12 protein-coding genes and 2 pseudogenes are annotated in these 14,771 nt (G+C 69.1%); 4 read left to right on the plus strand and 10 right to left on the minus strand.

The annotated features are described in order from the left end of the window. Window positions 1-143: 143 nt before the first annotated feature. From ACFYNL_RS35940 to ACFYNL_RS35980, 9 genes and pseudogenes are all read right to left on the minus strand, one after another. Window positions 144-1,499, minus strand: a complete 1,356-nt coding sequence (locus ACFYNL_RS35940) for an LLM class flavin-dependent oxidoreductase (protein ID WP_388811368.1) — start codon at window positions 1,497-1,499, stop codon at window positions 144-146. A gap of 76 nt (window positions 1,500-1,575) precedes the next feature. Beyond that, window positions 1,576-2,565 carry an ABC transporter permease gene (locus ACFYNL_RS35945; RefSeq protein WP_388811371.1) on the minus strand — a complete coding sequence of 330 codons (990 nt, stop codon included), beginning with the start codon at window positions 2,563-2,565 and terminating at the stop codon, window positions 1,576-1,578. Next, a complete protein-coding gene (locus tag ACFYNL_RS35950; protein WP_388811374.1) occupies window positions 2,562-3,410 on the minus strand; it encodes an ABC transporter ATP-binding protein in 849 nt (282 codons plus the stop codon). Before ACFYNL_RS35950 ends, ACFYNL_RS35945 begins: the two co-directional genes overlap by 4 nt. A 4-nt stretch (window positions 3,411-3,414) precedes the next feature. Next, complete coding sequence (locus tag ACFYNL_RS35955; RefSeq protein WP_388811376.1) at window positions 3,415-4,461, minus strand: ABC transporter substrate-binding protein; 1,047 nt, start codon at window positions 4,459-4,461, stop codon at window positions 3,415-3,417. A gap of 176 nt (window positions 4,462-4,637) precedes the next feature. Continuing rightward, a complete protein-coding gene (locus ACFYNL_RS35960; RefSeq protein WP_388811378.1) occupies window positions 4,638-4,730 on the minus strand; it encodes a putative leader peptide in 93 nt (30 codons plus the stop codon). A 594-nt stretch (window positions 4,731-5,324) separates the two neighbouring features. Then, entirely contained in the window at window positions 5,325-6,107 is a 783-nt protein-coding gene (locus ACFYNL_RS35965) for a TSUP family transporter (RefSeq protein WP_388811381.1), read from the minus strand. A 52-nt stretch (window positions 6,108-6,159) separates the two neighbouring features. Beyond that, window positions 6,160-6,729, minus strand: coding sequence for a winged helix-turn-helix domain-containing protein (locus ACFYNL_RS35970; RefSeq protein WP_388811385.1), 570 nt, complete (start codon window positions 6,727-6,729; stop codon window positions 6,160-6,162). Window positions 6,730-7,845: 1,116 nt separating this feature from the next. Further along, window positions 7,846-8,258, minus strand: a pseudogene (locus ACFYNL_RS35975) (TetR/AcrR family transcriptional regulator); the annotation flags it as partial. After that, a complete protein-coding gene (locus tag ACFYNL_RS35980; protein ID WP_388811387.1) occupies window positions 8,225-8,704 on the minus strand; it encodes a winged helix-turn-helix transcriptional regulator in 480 nt (159 codons plus the stop codon). The gene ACFYNL_RS35980 and the pseudogene ACFYNL_RS35975, both read right to left, overlap by 34 nt. 93 nt (window positions 8,705-8,797) lie before the next feature. Here ACFYNL_RS35980 and ACFYNL_RS35985 point away from each other — a divergent pair, with 93 nt between their 5' ends. Continuing rightward, window positions 8,798-9,298: a PaaI family thioesterase gene (locus ACFYNL_RS35985; protein ID WP_388811389.1), complete on the plus strand. Its 501-nt coding sequence runs from the start codon at window positions 8,798-8,800 to the stop codon at window positions 9,296-9,298. A 689-nt stretch (window positions 9,299-9,987) separates the two neighbouring features. Here the strand turns inward: ACFYNL_RS35985 and ACFYNL_RS35990 are convergent. Then, the gene (locus ACFYNL_RS35990) at window positions 9,988-11,877 is read right to left on the minus strand and encodes an AMP-binding protein (protein WP_388811391.1); all 1,890 of its coding nucleotides are present in this window, start codon (window positions 11,875-11,877) and stop codon (window positions 9,988-9,990) included. Window positions 11,878-12,214: 337 nt separating this feature from the next. Here ACFYNL_RS35990 and ACFYNL_RS35995 point away from each other — a divergent pair, with 337 nt between their 5' ends. From ACFYNL_RS35995 to ACFYNL_RS36005, 3 genes and pseudogenes are all read left to right on the plus strand, one after another. Next, on the plus strand, window positions 12,215-12,382 hold the full coding sequence (locus tag ACFYNL_RS35995) for a hypothetical protein (RefSeq protein ID WP_388811394.1): 168 nt from the start codon (window positions 12,215-12,217) through the stop codon (window positions 12,380-12,382). A gap of 225 nt (window positions 12,383-12,607) precedes the next feature. Further along, entirely contained in the window at window positions 12,608-13,432 is an 825-nt protein-coding gene (locus tag ACFYNL_RS36000) for a MerR family transcriptional regulator (RefSeq protein WP_388811397.1), read from the plus strand. Window positions 13,433-13,735: 303 nt separating this feature from the next. After that, window positions 13,736-14,709 (plus strand): annotated as a pseudogene (locus ACFYNL_RS36005) (site-specific integrase). Window positions 14,710-14,771: the final 62 nt, after the last annotated feature.

Below are 14,771 nucleotides of genomic sequence, written 5' to 3' on the forward strand. Positions count from 1 at the left end.
GTGCCCGGTTGGGATGTGGCCGCTCGGGTGTCGGGAAGTGATGGGCGGCGAGGATCCCCCGGCCGGCGAGGCTCCCCCGGCCCCCGGCGGGCTGGGGGGCGGGCCGAAGGGCCGCAGCGCGCCGGGTGTGAGGTCGAGACCGGTCATACGGCCACTTCCTCTTCTGCGGCTGCCGCGGTCAGCCGGTTGGCGGGGCGGGGCAGGCCGTAGTTCTCGCGCAGGGTGCGGCCGGTGTACTCGGTACGGAACAGCCCGCGCCGCTGCAGGATCGGCACGACGTGGTCGACGAAGTCCTCCAGGCCGCCCGGCAGATGGGGCGGCATGATGTTGAAGCCGTCGGCGGCGCGCTCGGTGAACCACTCCTCGATCTCGTCGGCTATCTGCTCGGGAGTGCCGGCGAAGACGCGGTGGCCGCGTCCGGCGCCGAGGCGGGCGATGAGCTCGCGCAGGGTGAGGCCGTCACGGCGGGCGAGCTCGGCGACGAGCGTGAAACGGCTCTTGTTGCCGTTGATGTCCCGCTCCTCGGGCAGCTCGGGCAGCGGCCCGTCCAGTGGCAGTCCCGTCAGGTCGGTGCCGAGCATCCCGGACACCTGGGCGAGCCCGTACTCCGGGACCTGAAGGTCCGTCAACTCCTGTTCCAGTGCGCGGGCCTCGGCCTCGGTGGAGCCGATGACGGGCGCGATGCCGGGAAGCACCAGCAGCTGGTCCCCGGTACGGCCGTAGCGGGCCAGCCGGGACTTGAGGTCCTTGTAGAAGGACTGGCCGTCGGCGAGGGTCTGCTGGGCCGTGAAGACGGCCTCGGCGTACTGGGCGGCGAACTCCTTGCCGTCCTCCGACGAGCCGGCCTGTACCAGCAACGGGTATCCCTGCGGGGCGCGCGGTACGTTCAAGGGGCCCTGCACCCCGAAGTAATCCCCGCGGTGGTTGATCTCCCGCACCTTGTCGGTGTCGGCGTAGACGCCGCGTTCACGGTCGAGCAGGATCGCGTCGTCCTCCCAGCTGTCCCACAGCTTGGTGGCGACCTCGACGAACTCCCGCGCCCGCGCGTAGCGCAGCCCGTGCTCCAGGTGCTCGTCCTGCCCGAAGTTGCGGGCCTCGTGCACGGTGCCGGAGGTGACGATGTTCCAGCCGGCCCGGCCACCGCTGATGTGGTCCAGGGAGGCGAACTTGCGGGCGGTGTGGAACGGCTCGTTGAACGTGGTGGAGACGGTGGCGATCAGGCCCACGTGCTCGGTGACCGCTGCCAGGGCTGACAGCAGGGTCAGCGGTTCGAAGCCGCCGAGCGCGTTGTGGCGGACCTTCCCCCACAGGGCGAGGCCGTCGGCGAGGAACACGGAGTCGAGCAGGCCGCGCTCGGCGGTGCGTGCGAGGTGCTGGAAGTAGCGCAGGTCGGTGACGCGTTCGGGCTGGGTGCGCGGGTGCCGCCAGGCGGCGTCGTGGTGGCCGGCATTCATCAGGAAGGCGTTGAGATGCAGGTGACGGGGACTGGGCGCGGTCATGGGGTTCCTCGGATCAGGGGGCGGCGAGGCGGGCGGGTGACGGGGGAGAGGGAAGAAGGGAGGGAGGGCGGGAGGGTCAGCCGCCCGCGGGTACGCGCCAGGAGCTGAGCCGTCGCTCGACGGTGACCAGGACCTGGTTGAAAGCCACGCCGACGGCGGAGATCGTGATGATGCCCGCGTACATCTGAGGGATGGCGAAGTTGTACTGCGAGGCATTGATCAGATAGCCGAGGCCGGCCTTGGCGCCGATCATCTCCGCGGCGACCAGCACCAGGATCGACACCGCTCCGGCCAGCCGGATGCCGGTGAACATCACCGGCACCGAGGCCGGCAGGATGACCTTCTGGAACAGCCGGGGCGCGGACAGGTCCATCGACTTCGCCAGCTTCAGCAGGGTCGGGTCGACGTTGCGGACCGCGCTGATCGTGTTGAGCAGGATCGGCCAAGTGCAGGCGTACACCACGATGGAGATCTTCGAGGTCTCGCCGATGCCCAGCAGCAGGACGAACACCGGCAGCAGGGCCAGCGCCGCGGTGTTGCGGAACACCTCCAGCAGCGGTCCGAGCAGGTCCGCGACGGGCCGGTACCAGCCGATCAGCAGTCCGAGCGGTACGGCGACGGCTACGGCGATACCGAACCCGCTGAACGAACGCGCCAGGCTGGCCCGCGCGTTGTCGGCGAGCTGACCGTCGGTGGCGAGCCCCCACCAGGCGTCGGCGACCTCGCTGAACGGCGGCAGGAAGGTCCGGTCCACCAGGCCGGCCCGCGGCGCGATCTCCCACAGCAGGAGCAGGGCCGCGATGGCCGCGGACCTGGTCACCCCTTTCAGCAGCAGGTACGGCAATCGGCCGACCGTCCGCAGCGCAGCCCGGCGGACACGGGCCGTGGGGGAGGGGGCGCGGCGTGCGTCCCGGGGCGTCGGGGTGTCGGGCGTGGATGGGGTCGACGAGCCGGGCTCGGAGCGGGACGGTGGCCGGGCGGCTTCTGCCGTGTTCGTCGCGCCCGTGGCTGTGGTCGCGTGGATCGTGCCGGTCTTCTCGGTGGTCGTGCCGGTCGTGGAGCTCATACGGACGCCTCCGCCTTCTCCAACTGCTGGGCCCTGGCCACTTCGTCGTGCAGCAGCGACCAGATCTGATGGCGGTGCCGTGCGAACTCGGGACTGGAGCGGAGGTCGTCCGTCGCCGTACGGGATCCGAGGTCCACCGGCACGATCTGCTTGATACGGCCCGGCCTCGACGTCATGACGGCGACGCGCTGTCCCAGGTACACGGCCTCGTCGATGCCGTGCGTGATGAACACGACGGTTTTGCCGGTGCGCTGCCAGATGCGCAGCAGCTCGTCCTGCAGTGACTCGCGGGTCTGGGCGTCCAGCGCGGCGAAGGGCTCGTCCATCAGCAGGACGTCGGGGTCGTAGGCGAGGCTGCGGGCGATCGCCACCCGCTGCCGCATTCCACCCGACAGCTCGTGCGGATGCCGGTCCTCGAACCCGGACAGTCCGACCAGGTCCAAGAACTCCCGGGCTCGTCCGGCGCGTTGACGCCGCGGGACACCGGTGGCCTCCAGACCGAACTCGACATTGCCCTGCGCCGTGCGCCACGGCAGCAGCGCGTACTGCTGGAACACGATGCCCCGATCCAGTCCTGGCCCCGTGACAGGCTCTGCGTCCAGCAGGATGCGTCCGCCGGTGGATCGGGTGAGACCGCCGAGCAGATCCAGCAGCGTCGACTTTCCGCAGCCGCTGGGACCGACCAGTACGACGAACTCCCCGTCCGCTATGTCCAGGTCGATACCGTCGAGGGCGGTGAACCGGGTGGCCTGCCCGCCTCCGGTGCGGTCCTTGACGGTGAATTCCTTCCGTACGTCCTCGAACACGATCTTGGGCGTTGCGGACTGCGCGGTGGGTTCCGGCATGGGATCAGCTCCCGCTCTTCGGGGCGGAGGTGGACTTCGTGTTGTCGTTGAACTCATTGGTGTAGAGGTCCGACAGCTTGACCTGGTCCTTCTTGATGTCGCCCCGCTCGGCCAGCCAGTCGATCCACAACTGCAGTTCCTTGCCGGTGATCCGGCCCGCCGTCTCCGCGACGCCGTAGGACCGCCAGAACTTCAGCGGTGCGGTGTCCTCGTTGCGGCCGCGCTTCTTCACGATCTCCGTCATCCGGGCGATGACCTCCTCGCGCGCAGTGGCACGGGACCACTCGATGGCCCGTCCCACGGCGGTGACGAAGGTCCGGGCAGTCTCGGGGTTCTGCCTCAGGAAGCGCTCCGTCATCACGTACGTGCCGGCACTGAACGCTCCGAGCAACTGATAGTCCGTGAACAGCGGGCGGATGCCGCCGCTCTCCAGTGCCTTGTCGCGGAGAATGCCGCCGAGCACGGCCACGTCGATCTGCTTCTGGCGCAGGGACTGCTCGGTGTTGACCGGGGGCACCACGAGCGGCTCGACCTTGCCGATCTGAGCCTGTGACAGACCGCCGCGCCGAAGGTAGATGTCGAGCATGGCCTCGGAATGGGCTCCGAGGGTGTTCATCCCGACCTTCTTGCCGACCAGGTCGCCGGCCGAGCGGACAGGGCTGTCCTTGAGGACGTAGAAGCCGTTGTAGGCGTCCTTGTCTGCGCCGTAGTAACTGATGACCGCTTTGATGGGAGCGTTGTTCGCGGCCAGTTTGACGACCGCGCCGTTGAACGCGCCGCCGAAGTCGACCTGGCCCGTGGCCGCGGACTGGATGTCCTGCGGCCCGCTGATCGTGTTGCCGACCCACTTCAGCTTCACGTCCTCCAGATAGCCGAGATCCTCGGCCAGCTCGGGCAACGTGACCTGACCGGCCCAGCCCTGGTATCTCAGCGTCTTGGCCTGATCCTTGGCAGCCGGTGTTCCGGAGGCGGCCGTGCCGCAGCTCACCGACACCGCCGAAAGACCGAGCAGGGTGAGGAAGTGACGTCGGGTCGATGCCGTCGTGGCCATGGAAGGGTCCTGTTCAGGAAACGGGAAAGGAAAGGGCAGACGTCGAACGACTGAGAAAAGACCTCAGCGGAAAATGGCTATGCAGAAAACGACTTTGAGGAAAGGTCGACGTCTGTGGAGAACAGCGGCCTGCGCAGAAGCCGACTGTGAAATGGAGCGAAGGGGAGCCGTGCCCGTCAGTGGGTGCCGCGGACGACGGCACAGATGGCGCTGGCCTGACGTCGCAGATCGACGTGCAGGCGCGCGGCGAGGGTCTCGAACTTGCTCACAACCAAAAGAGTTGCAGCGAGATCCAGCCAGGTCAATGTCACTTGCTTGTGCGTCTCATATTCTCAACGCCGGGACATGTGGCGGAAGCATGACGTTCACAATTCTCTGATCGGGCGGTGACGCGACGACTGCCGCGTGCATCCGCGGTTCTGCGCGGCGCCGTCACCGACCGCCAGGGCCGGGGCACGCCCCGGGGGGCGCGGTTCGGGCGGCAGATCGGCCCGGGATTCGCCCGGACCGGAGGTAGCCGTCCCGGAGCGCCGCGAGTGCCTGGAGCCGTGGGGCGCGGAATCCTATGGGTGGCCGTCGCCGCCCTCCCCGCACCGGGATGCAGGCTTGGGCCTCCTCCGCGCGGCCGAACGCTGGTGGTAGCCGGTGCGGACGACGCGCCGCCGGCCGTTCTGTTCGCGCTGTCGGCCCCCGGCGCGGGACGTCGAAGCCACTGCACACACAGCCGAGTTGGCCGGGCACCGGTCTTGCCCGGGCGGCCGATGGATCAATCACCCAGGAGGTACGTCCTAGCCGGGCCGCCGGACGCGCCGACCAGTCGGGGCGGGAACTGATCCACTGGCTCCGAGAGTTGCTCCCGTTCGTCAGCGCAGTGACTGCACGGCGTAGAGGGCGCCGAGGGCGGTGGCCAGGGCGCCGAGCAGGAGACGCAATGGTGTTTCGGGCAACCGAGGCTGCAGGTGCGCCCCGAGATAGCCGCCGATCAGTCCACCGAGGCCGCAGGCCAGACCGAGGTACCAGTCGGGAGCGATGTCACCCGAGCCCGTCAGGGACAGCAGCGCGAAGGCCGCCGCCCCGGTCAGGGAGGCGGCGAACGTGGAGGCGAGGGCGGCTGGTGCCACGCGGGCGAGGGGCATGCCCCGGCCGACCAGGAGGGGGCCGAGGATGGATCCGCCACCGATCCCGTAGATCCCGCCGACGACCCCCACGACCAGGGCGAGTCCCGTGACGGCCCGGGGTGAGGGTTCCGCGGCCCGGGCAGGACGGGCGGGCCGGAGGGTGCGCCCGATGAGCCACAGGCCGAGCGGCACCAGCAGAGCGGCGACCAGGAGGCGGAAGACGGTGACGCCCGGGACGGCGAAGACCCGTACCACCGCGCCGATGACCACCCCGGGCAGAGTGCCGACCACGAGTCGGAGCGTCAGCCGGTCGTGCAGCAGACCCGTGCGGTGGTGCCGCAGCAGGGCGCCGGGTCCGGCCACCACGTTGAACAGCAGGTTGGTGGGGGTGACCGCAGGGCTGGGCACCCCGAGTACGCTCAACTGCACGGGCAGCAGGAACACCGCACCCGAGACGCCCACCGGCGCGGTCACGACCGCTAAGAGCAGGCCGACGGCCAGACCGGCCAGCGCCGTCGACCATGTCACGGCAGTCCTCGGATGGGGCAAGATTGCGGAATCGATCTCCGCAGTGATTCACTCAAACTCGGCTGTGGAGCGCGGAGTCGGGGCTCTCCTGCTGGTTGGGCACGTACTTGTAGCCCACGCGCCGAACCGTGACGATACGGTGCCGGTGAGCCGCACCCAGCTTGCGGCGCAGACGGGCGATGTGGACATCCACCGTGCGGCCGTCGCCGATGTGGTCGTATCCCCAGACGGCAGCCACCAGCCGATCACGGGACTGCACGTGGTGGGGATGCTGAACGAGATGGGCCAGCAGCTCGAACTCAAGGTAGGTCAGGTCGAGTTCGCGTCCGTCGATCTCCGCGACATGTCGCGCCGGATCGATGCGGACGACGTCGTCCGCCGGCGGTCGGACAGGGGTCGGGCCTGGGACGGCGACCGGTCGGATCTCGGGCCGTGGCCGGTCCTTGGCGAAGAGCTCGGTGGGATCGGTGCCCTCGGGGACGAGCACGAGGTAGCCGACGAGCGGCGCGGCGATGGGGCCTTGAGTACCTGTGGGTGCGGTATCGCCCACCAGGCGAAGGCGGGGCGTGTCGGAGACGATCGGATCGCGCGGAGTGGCCTGGGCCGGAAGTGCCGTGGTCATGGCGGTTGTCCCTCGGAAGCGTGTGGGGCCGTCAGACTCAGTGGGTGCTGTCGCCTGACCGCCTGGGAAGGGGAGCGGAGTGGCACGGGCGAAGGTGCGCGTCGCGTGCCTTACGCGCGGCAGCAGGCGGCACTGACGACGTGACCAAAGTCGACATGCCGACGACGAACGAGTCGTTGCTGCTTAGGGGACATGTTCATCATCCTGCGCACCCCGGCGGACCCAGTCAATGCTTTCCTAGTAAGTCCATGGGGAAGGTAGGGAAAGTCTCACATTCTGAGAGGTCGGCCGTCCACCGGAGACGTAGCCGTCTCGGCCGGCCCCCACAGGGGAGTGGGTCCTCGCAGCGTGGCAGGTTGGAATGGAACGTCGAAGTCACCGGCCCTCGGCACCCCGTGCGCACAACTTTTCCGCCGCCTCGCGATCCCCGAGTCCCTCCCGTATCCGGGCGAGTGAGAGAAAGGCGGGACTGTGGCCCGCGTGAGCAGCCCGGCGCCACAGACGATGGGCCCAGTAGAGGCGGTGACGGACGGAGGCGGCCCTGGCCAGCTCGGTGAGATCGTCGACGTTGGTGAGGCATAGGTGAGCTGCGTCCCAGAACGACGCCGGCGGGCACTGCGTCCAACGGACGCGTCGGCCGTGTTGTTCCAGGTAGTCGGCGAGCTGATACGCCGTGGGCACCGCCCAGGAGTGGGCTTCGGTATCACGGGTACGGTCGGCTCGGCGCGGCCGGATGCGTGATACAGGGGAGCCAGGTTGCCGTGAACGGGCTGGCCGAGCTCGGCAAGAGCCTGATCAAACCAGTCGTCGTTCAGGGCGTCGTACTCGGTGTCGGTGAGGTAGCCCTCGGCTGCATGGCAGAGGAATGTCATCGGTAGGTGCGGGCCGACACCGAGGCGGCGGGCGTCCATGGCGGCCTCGAGCACCGCTCGCGCTGCTGGTGTCGCGGTGTGGTAGCGGCGCAGCAAGTGGGGTGCACCTGCCAGGAACTGAGCCAGTCGGCCCTCACGGGCGTGCTTGAGGGCGTGCGCCAGCTGTTGGTCCCCGGCTTCAGTGAGAGCCTGGGCAGCGGTGATCGCGTCGGCGTCGAAGTGGTCGGGCAAAGTGATCAACCGCCCTGGCGGCGACATCTCCGAGGATGTTCCGCGCGCCGTCGGTGTAGGCCTGCTCGGTCGCGTCCTCGCAACGACCGATCTCGTCGAGCAGGGCGGCGGAGGGGCATCCGGTTCCGGGGTGGTCCCGGTGCGCAGGCGACAGGTACTCGCGGGTGAGGTCCTCGAGTCCGGCGCGGCCGGGCCGCAGCGTGCCGTACGCGGCGATCTGCGTGCGCAGTTGGTCGGCGATGACGTGGGCGACCAGGTCGTCCTTGGAGGCGAAGTGCGCGTAGAAGGCCCCGTTGGTGAGCCCGGCGTCCGACATCCGCGTGGAGATGTCCGAGCCGTCTATGCCGTCCTGCTGAATCGCTGGCCAGACTTCTCGATGATCCGTTGCCGGGTCACCTGTTTGTACTCCTTGGCGTAGCGCACCACGGCTCCAGCCGGGCGGTGACTTCCCCGGGGGTGAGGGCGGAGTGCCCCTCGGAGCACTCGACGACGACGCGGAGCGGAGCGTCGCAGTCGGTGTGGCGAACGTCCAGTACCGGGCCCTCGGGATCAAGGGCGTACGCCTCGCCCCACTGCCTCAGCGCCATCAGGACGGGCCACAGGTCCCAGCCCTTGCGGGTCAGCCGGTACTCGTTGCGGGAGCGGCTGCCCGCCTCCTGGTAGGGAACGGTCTTCAGGACACCGGACGAGACCAGTTTGCGGAGGCGGTCGCTGAGGACGGCTTCCGACAGGCCGATGTGGCGGTGGAAGTCGTCGAAGCGACGGACTCCGTTGACGGCGTCACGCAGGATCAGCAGCGTCCACTTCTCTCCGACCACGTCGAGCGTGCGCTGCACGGGGCAGTTCTCCGTGCTCGCCTCAAGCCACTCCATCCCGCCATCATAGGGGCCTGACTTCTTCATTGACAGTCAGGTGGGCTCACAACTAGCTTCATTTCTAAAAGTCAGGCAGGAAGGCGCTCGGTCGTGGGACGAACACGTACGTATCAATGGGAAGATCCCGCGATCCTGGCGGAAGCCGCCGGGCGCATGGCAGGCATCGATTTCCTACGTGAGCTGCAGACGGGGAAACTGCCGGGGCCGCCCATCAGCTGCACCATGGACTTCGCCCTGGACGAGGTGGAGCCCGGCAGGGCGGTCTTCTCGCTGACGCCGGGGGAGGAGCACTACAACCCGATCGGCAGCGTGCACGGCGGCATCTTCGCCACCCTGCTCGATTCGGCTGCGGGTTGCGCCGTTCAGTCCACCTTGCCGCAGGGCGTGGTCTACACCTCGCTGGACTTGACGGTGAAGTTCCTTCGGCGGATCACCGTGGACACGGGCACGGTGCGGGCGATCGGCACGGTTGTCAGCCAGAGTCGGCAAACCGCCCTCGCCCAGGCGCAGTTGTTCGACGAGACGGACCGGCTGCTCGCCCATGCCACCAGTAGTTGCATGCTCTTCCCAGTGCCCTCCTCTCAAGGGTGACCCTCAACGGCGACCGGTGAAGCGAGCCTTGCCCCACACGCGCCGATGCCTCACCCCTTTTCGTCTCTTCCCCCTTAACTGTTTGACCTGCGCAGGGCGCAGAACGCCGGAGTGCGAGGTGAAACGGCTGTGGCGCGCGTCGGCGGCGGCCCGTAGCTCCTCGGGTCGCCGGGCCGCCGTGCGCCACTGCGGTGTTGACGCGCCTGGGGTTCGATGTTCCCTCGGGCGCAGGCTCATGCGCGATGTTCACCGCTGCTCTGGAGGCGATCTCCTGGGCAGCAGCAGTTCGTCGTCAAGGGGTCTGCCGTTTGACGGTGCACGAACCGTGCGAGTCCCAGCGGGCCTCCGCGGGCATACCGCGGGACCAGGAGCATGGAGCGAAGGCCCGAGGCGCCCGGGGTGGGCTCATGGCCCGCCGACATCGCCAGCCGGACATGGCCCGCCGGACATCGTCGGCCGTGACGCGGAGCCGGAGCGGCTGTCCAGTGGCCCGTGCGCGAGCCGGACCCGAGCCTTCCGGACAGGTGTGCGTCTGCCCTGCGTCGGGTGCCGGGTCCGGACAGCCGTCCGAGGCCGCCTGGGCGGTCCGGCGGAGCGTCGCAGGACTGTCCACCGCGTGCGAGGTGATCGGCACCGTCGTCCGTCGGTGTGGAGCGTGCTCCCCGTGGCTCATGTCCTGGGGCAGCCGTTCACGGCTTGTGATCGGCGCGGCGGAGAACCGGGCGCAGGGTTTCGATGACGCTCGCGTCGTCGACGGTGGAGGGGATGGGTTCGTCGTGGCCGTCGGCGATGCCGCGCATCGTCTTGCGGAGGATCTTTCCCGAGCGGGTCTTGGGCAGGGCCGCCACGACCGCGACGTCCTTGAGGGAGGCGACGGCGCCGATGCGTTCGCGTACGAGCTGGACGAGTTCGGCCTCGACCTCGGTCGCGTCGCGGCTGATGCCGGCTTTGAGGACGACGAAGCCGCGCGGGATCTGGCCCTTGAGTTCGTCGGCTACGCCGATGACGGCACATTCGGCGACGTCGGGATGGGCGGCCAGGGCTTCCTCCATGCTGCCGGTGGACAGTCGGTGTCCGGCGACGTTGATGACGTCGTCGGTGCGGCCCATGACGAAGACGTAGCCGTCGTCGTCGATGTGGCCGCTGTCGCCGGTGAGGTAGTAGCCCTCGTAGGCGGAGAGGTAGGAGGCGACGTAGCGTTCGTCGTCGTTCCAGAGAGTGGGAAGCGCGCCGGGCGGTAGGGGGAGCTTCACGACGAGGGCGCCGTCGACGCCTGCGGGTACGGGCTCGCCCGAGGGGTCGAGGACGCGGACGTCCCAGCCCGGCAGAGGGCGGGTGGGGGAGCCGGGTTTGACGGGGGCGGTTTCGATGCCGACCGGGTTGGCGACGATGGGCCAGCCGGTCTCGGTCTGCCACCAGTGGTCGATCACCGGGATTCCCAGGAGAGCGCTTGCCCAGTGGTAGGTCTCGGGGTCGAGGCGCTCGCCGGCGAGGAAGAGGTGGCGCAGGCCGGTCAGGTCGTAGTCGGCGGTGAGCGCTCCCTTCGGGTCCTCCTTGCGGATGGCCCGGAAGGCGGTGGGCGCGGTGAACATGGTCTTGGCCCGGTACTCGGCGGCGACGCGCCAGAACTGGCCGGCGTCCGGTGTGCCGACCGGCTTGCCCTCGTACAGGATGGTCGTGGCCCCGGCCAGCAGGGGCCCGTAGACGATGTACGAGTGGCCGACGACCCAACCGACGTCCGAGCCGGTGAACATCGTCTCGCCCGGGCCCACGTCATATACGGCACCCATCGACCAGTGCAGAGCTACCGCGTAACCGCCGCTGTCACGGACGACCCCCTTCGGTTTCCCGGTCGTTCCGGACGTGTAGAGGATGTAGAGGGGATCGGTGGCGGGGACGGGAACGCAGTCGGCCGGGGCCGCGGCGGCGATCAGGTCAGTCCAGTCGAGGTCGTCGGGCCCCAACTCGGCCGGTCGCTGCGGGCGTTGCAGGATCACGGTCTTCTGCGGTTTGTGGGCCGCGAGTTCGATCGCCCGGTCGAGCAGGGGCTTGTACGCGATGACACGCTTGCCCTCGATGCCGCAGGAGGCGGAGACCACGACCTTGGGGGCCGCGTCGTCGATGCGCAGGGCGAGTTCGTGCGGGGCGAACCCGCCGAAGACGACCGAGTGCACCGCACCGATCCGTGCGCAGGCCAGCATCGCGACGACAGCCTCCGGGACCATCGGCATGTAGATCACCACTCGGTCGCCGTGCCGCACGCCGAGTCCCGCCAGAGCTCCGGCGAAGGCCGCCACCTCGTCCCTCAGTTGGGTGTAGGTGTAGGTGCGCCGGGTGTCGGTCACGGGTGAGTCGTAGACGAGTGCGGACTGTTCACCCCGGCCGGCCGCGACGTGCCGGTCGAGCGCGTTGTAACAGACGTTGAGCCGTCCGTCGGGAAACCAGCGGTAGAAGGGCGCGCCCGAGGGGTCCAGGGCGCGGTGCGGAGCGACGTCCCAGTCGATGCCTTCCGCCGCCGTCAGCCAGAATTGCTCCGGGTCCTCGGTACTGGCGCGGAAGACATCCTCGTACGTTCCCATCGCGCACTCCTTCGTGACATCGGGACGGTGGTGTGGTCGCGTGCGGAGCGGTGAGCCTCCGCCAACTTGAAGTAGCAGGTCTACGGGCTGGTGTGACGGTCCTTCGGGGTGCTCGTGCTGGTCATGGGCGGCTGTCTACGGCATGGATCGTCCGTCAGCTCGGTCGGTTCGCCGGTCCCAGCTGGCGCCGCATCAGGCAACGTTAGCTCTGCGCTCCAGTTCCTGCCCGCTGCGGCGGGGCCGCCTTCTACGATCCTGTGCATGCTGGATCCCGCGCTGCTGGAACGGATCACCGCGCGGCGCGCGGAACGGGATTCATCAGCGCATCCTCGCTGCCGTGCGGCAGTCTGCAGGACCGGTCATGGCCCGGCAGGTCGGCGAGATGTTGGGAGTCGACGTCGCGATGCGGGCCAAGCTGGAACCGCGCCGCGGGAGACTGATCAGACTCGTCGATCGAGGCTGGCTGCGGAAACTGCCCGACGGCCGGTTCACCACTCGCCTGTGACCAGGGACGCCGCCGCGCTGATGGCGCCCGTTGATTGAATGCCCCACCCCTCAGGCCGTTGCCCAGGTCTGCTCATCCGGTACGTCTTCTCCACCCGTGCAGCGGTCCGTACGACTTCGATGGTGCCGGAGTACAGGCGCGCGCCCCCACGACAGAGGGTTTGCATGTGCCGTAGCGGCATGTGGTCCAGTAGGCGGCGAGCACGACATCGAGAGGTTCCCTCGCATGCCCCTTCCTGCGATTCCCCGCCAGGTCAAGATCGGCGATGCCGCCGCGTTCGCCGGGACCACACCCCGCGCCATCCGCCACTACCACGCCATCGGGCTCCTCGCCGAACCGGAACGCGGCAGCGATGACCGCCGCCGCTACGGATACGACGACATGATCCGCCTGCTGTGGATCCGCAGGATGGCCGATGCCGGTATCTCCCTGGATGACATCCACGCCGCCTTCACGGGCACCGCCGGTATCGAGCAGTCCCTGGCCCGCCTGGAGGAGTCCCTCGCTTCCAAGGCTGCAGCCATCGAGGCCCAGCGGGCCGCCGTGAACCGTCTCCGCGAGGTGGGCAGCCCCCTGGGCCTGCTCTCACCGCTGGTCACTGGCCGCCTGCGCGATCTACCGCCCGGAGCCCTGCGCACCGCCGACCTCGATACCCTCCTGGTCACGGAGCGCATCTTCGGCCCCCTGGGCGCCGCTAGCCAGGCCAACCGGTTCATCGTCCTGGCCACCCACCCCGAGCTGCGGGCCGAGGAGGACCGACTGGCCGAGGCCGAGGCGGCCCTGGACGACACCATGTCCCCCGACGACCCCCGCATCGAAGACCTGGCCGCCCAGCGATGTGATCACGAGGCCGCCCTGGCAGCCGCCATCGAAACATCCGGCCTGGAAGAGGTCCTCAACGTCCTCCTGGACCGGGAGGACGAGCATGCCGACGAGGAAGAAGACGGGGCGAGGATGAGCGTGATGGAGGCCATCGGCAAGATGCCGTACGACTTCTCCCCGGCCCGCGTCCGGTACGAGGAACGTGTCATCGAACTGTCACTCGGATGATCAGGACGGCGACAGGGACCCTCGGACCTGCTGACCGGTGTCGTGCCCAGAGCGAGCCCGACAAGAGCAGCCCGGTGAGGTGGCGCGATCGTAACCGGGGGGGCGAGGAACATCGGAACGGAAACCGGCGCTAAGCCCTCGTCGTCGCTGTTGGGCGGCTGGCGGGATGCTGGTCGCGGGGCCGGTGTGAAGTTGTTCCACGGACAACGCCCCATTATCTGCGGGAGCTTGGTTCGTCACCTGCGGTGACGTTTTCCGGGCCGTACGTGAAGCGGCCCTGTTGTCCGTGGCAAGGGGGAAGCAGTGCCAACCGTCGTGCAACTGCCGACCGGGAAGGAGTTGACCGTCCGCTCGGCGGCCGAAGCCTTCCTCGACTCGCTCCGCAACCCGACACCGCCCGCAGCTACGGGGTCAGGGTCGGCAAGACCGCCGAGCGGATCGGAGAGGCCCGCCCGCTCGGGTCGGTCGCGGACGACGAGATCGGCGAGGCACTGGTACTGCTGTGGGGCACTGCGGCGGTCAACACCTGGAATGCCCGCCGGGCGGTGGTGCTCTCCTGGCTGGGCTGGTGCGAGTCGTACGGCTACGACGGTCCGGCGGTCCCTGCCTGGACGAAGCGGCTGGCGGTGCCGGACTCCGAGAGCCCGGCCCGCTCGAAGATGTGCGTGGACCGGCTCATCGCCCGCCGCGAGGTCCACCTGCGGGAGAAGACGCTGTGGCGGATGCTCTACGAGACCGCCGCCCGCGCGGAGGATATCCTCGGCGTGAACATCGAGGACCTGGACCTCGCCTCGCCCGCCGCTGCCCGGTGAAGGCCAAGGGCGCCCGCAGCAAGGCCCGCCGACGAGGTCAGGCGCGCGAGGACTTCGTGCTGGAGACCGTCTACTGGGACGCCGGCACCGCGGCTCCTTCCCCGGCTGCTGCGCGGCCGTATCCGTGGGCCGGTGTTCGTCACCCAGCGCCGCCCAGGCCCGGGGAAGGTGGTCAGCCCGCGCGACGCGTGCCCGGACACCTGCCTGGCCCGCCTCTCCTATGGCCAGGCCCGCGCCCTCCTCGACGAGCACACCGCCGTGCGTGGGCCGGGGACGGGCTGGGACCTTCATGAGTACCGTCATCCCGCCCTGACCCACCTGGGCGAGCAGGGCGCCTCCCTGCTGATGCTGACGGCGAAGTCGAGGCACAAGTAGCCCGAGAACGTCCGCCGCTACTTCGAGCCCTCGCACGAGGCGATCTCGGAGTTGACCAGTCTGCTCGCACCTGGCGACAGCCGCCGGTGAATGTGCGGTGCTGCCGAGACCGGTGCGTATCCGCGTCCGCGTCTCCCCCGGCCCGATACGGG

The organism is Streptomyces sp. NPDC007808, assembly GCF_042868655.1.
In the GTDB taxonomy this organism is placed as follows: domain Bacteria; phylum Actinomycetota; class Actinomycetes; order Streptomycetales; family Streptomycetaceae; genus Streptomyces.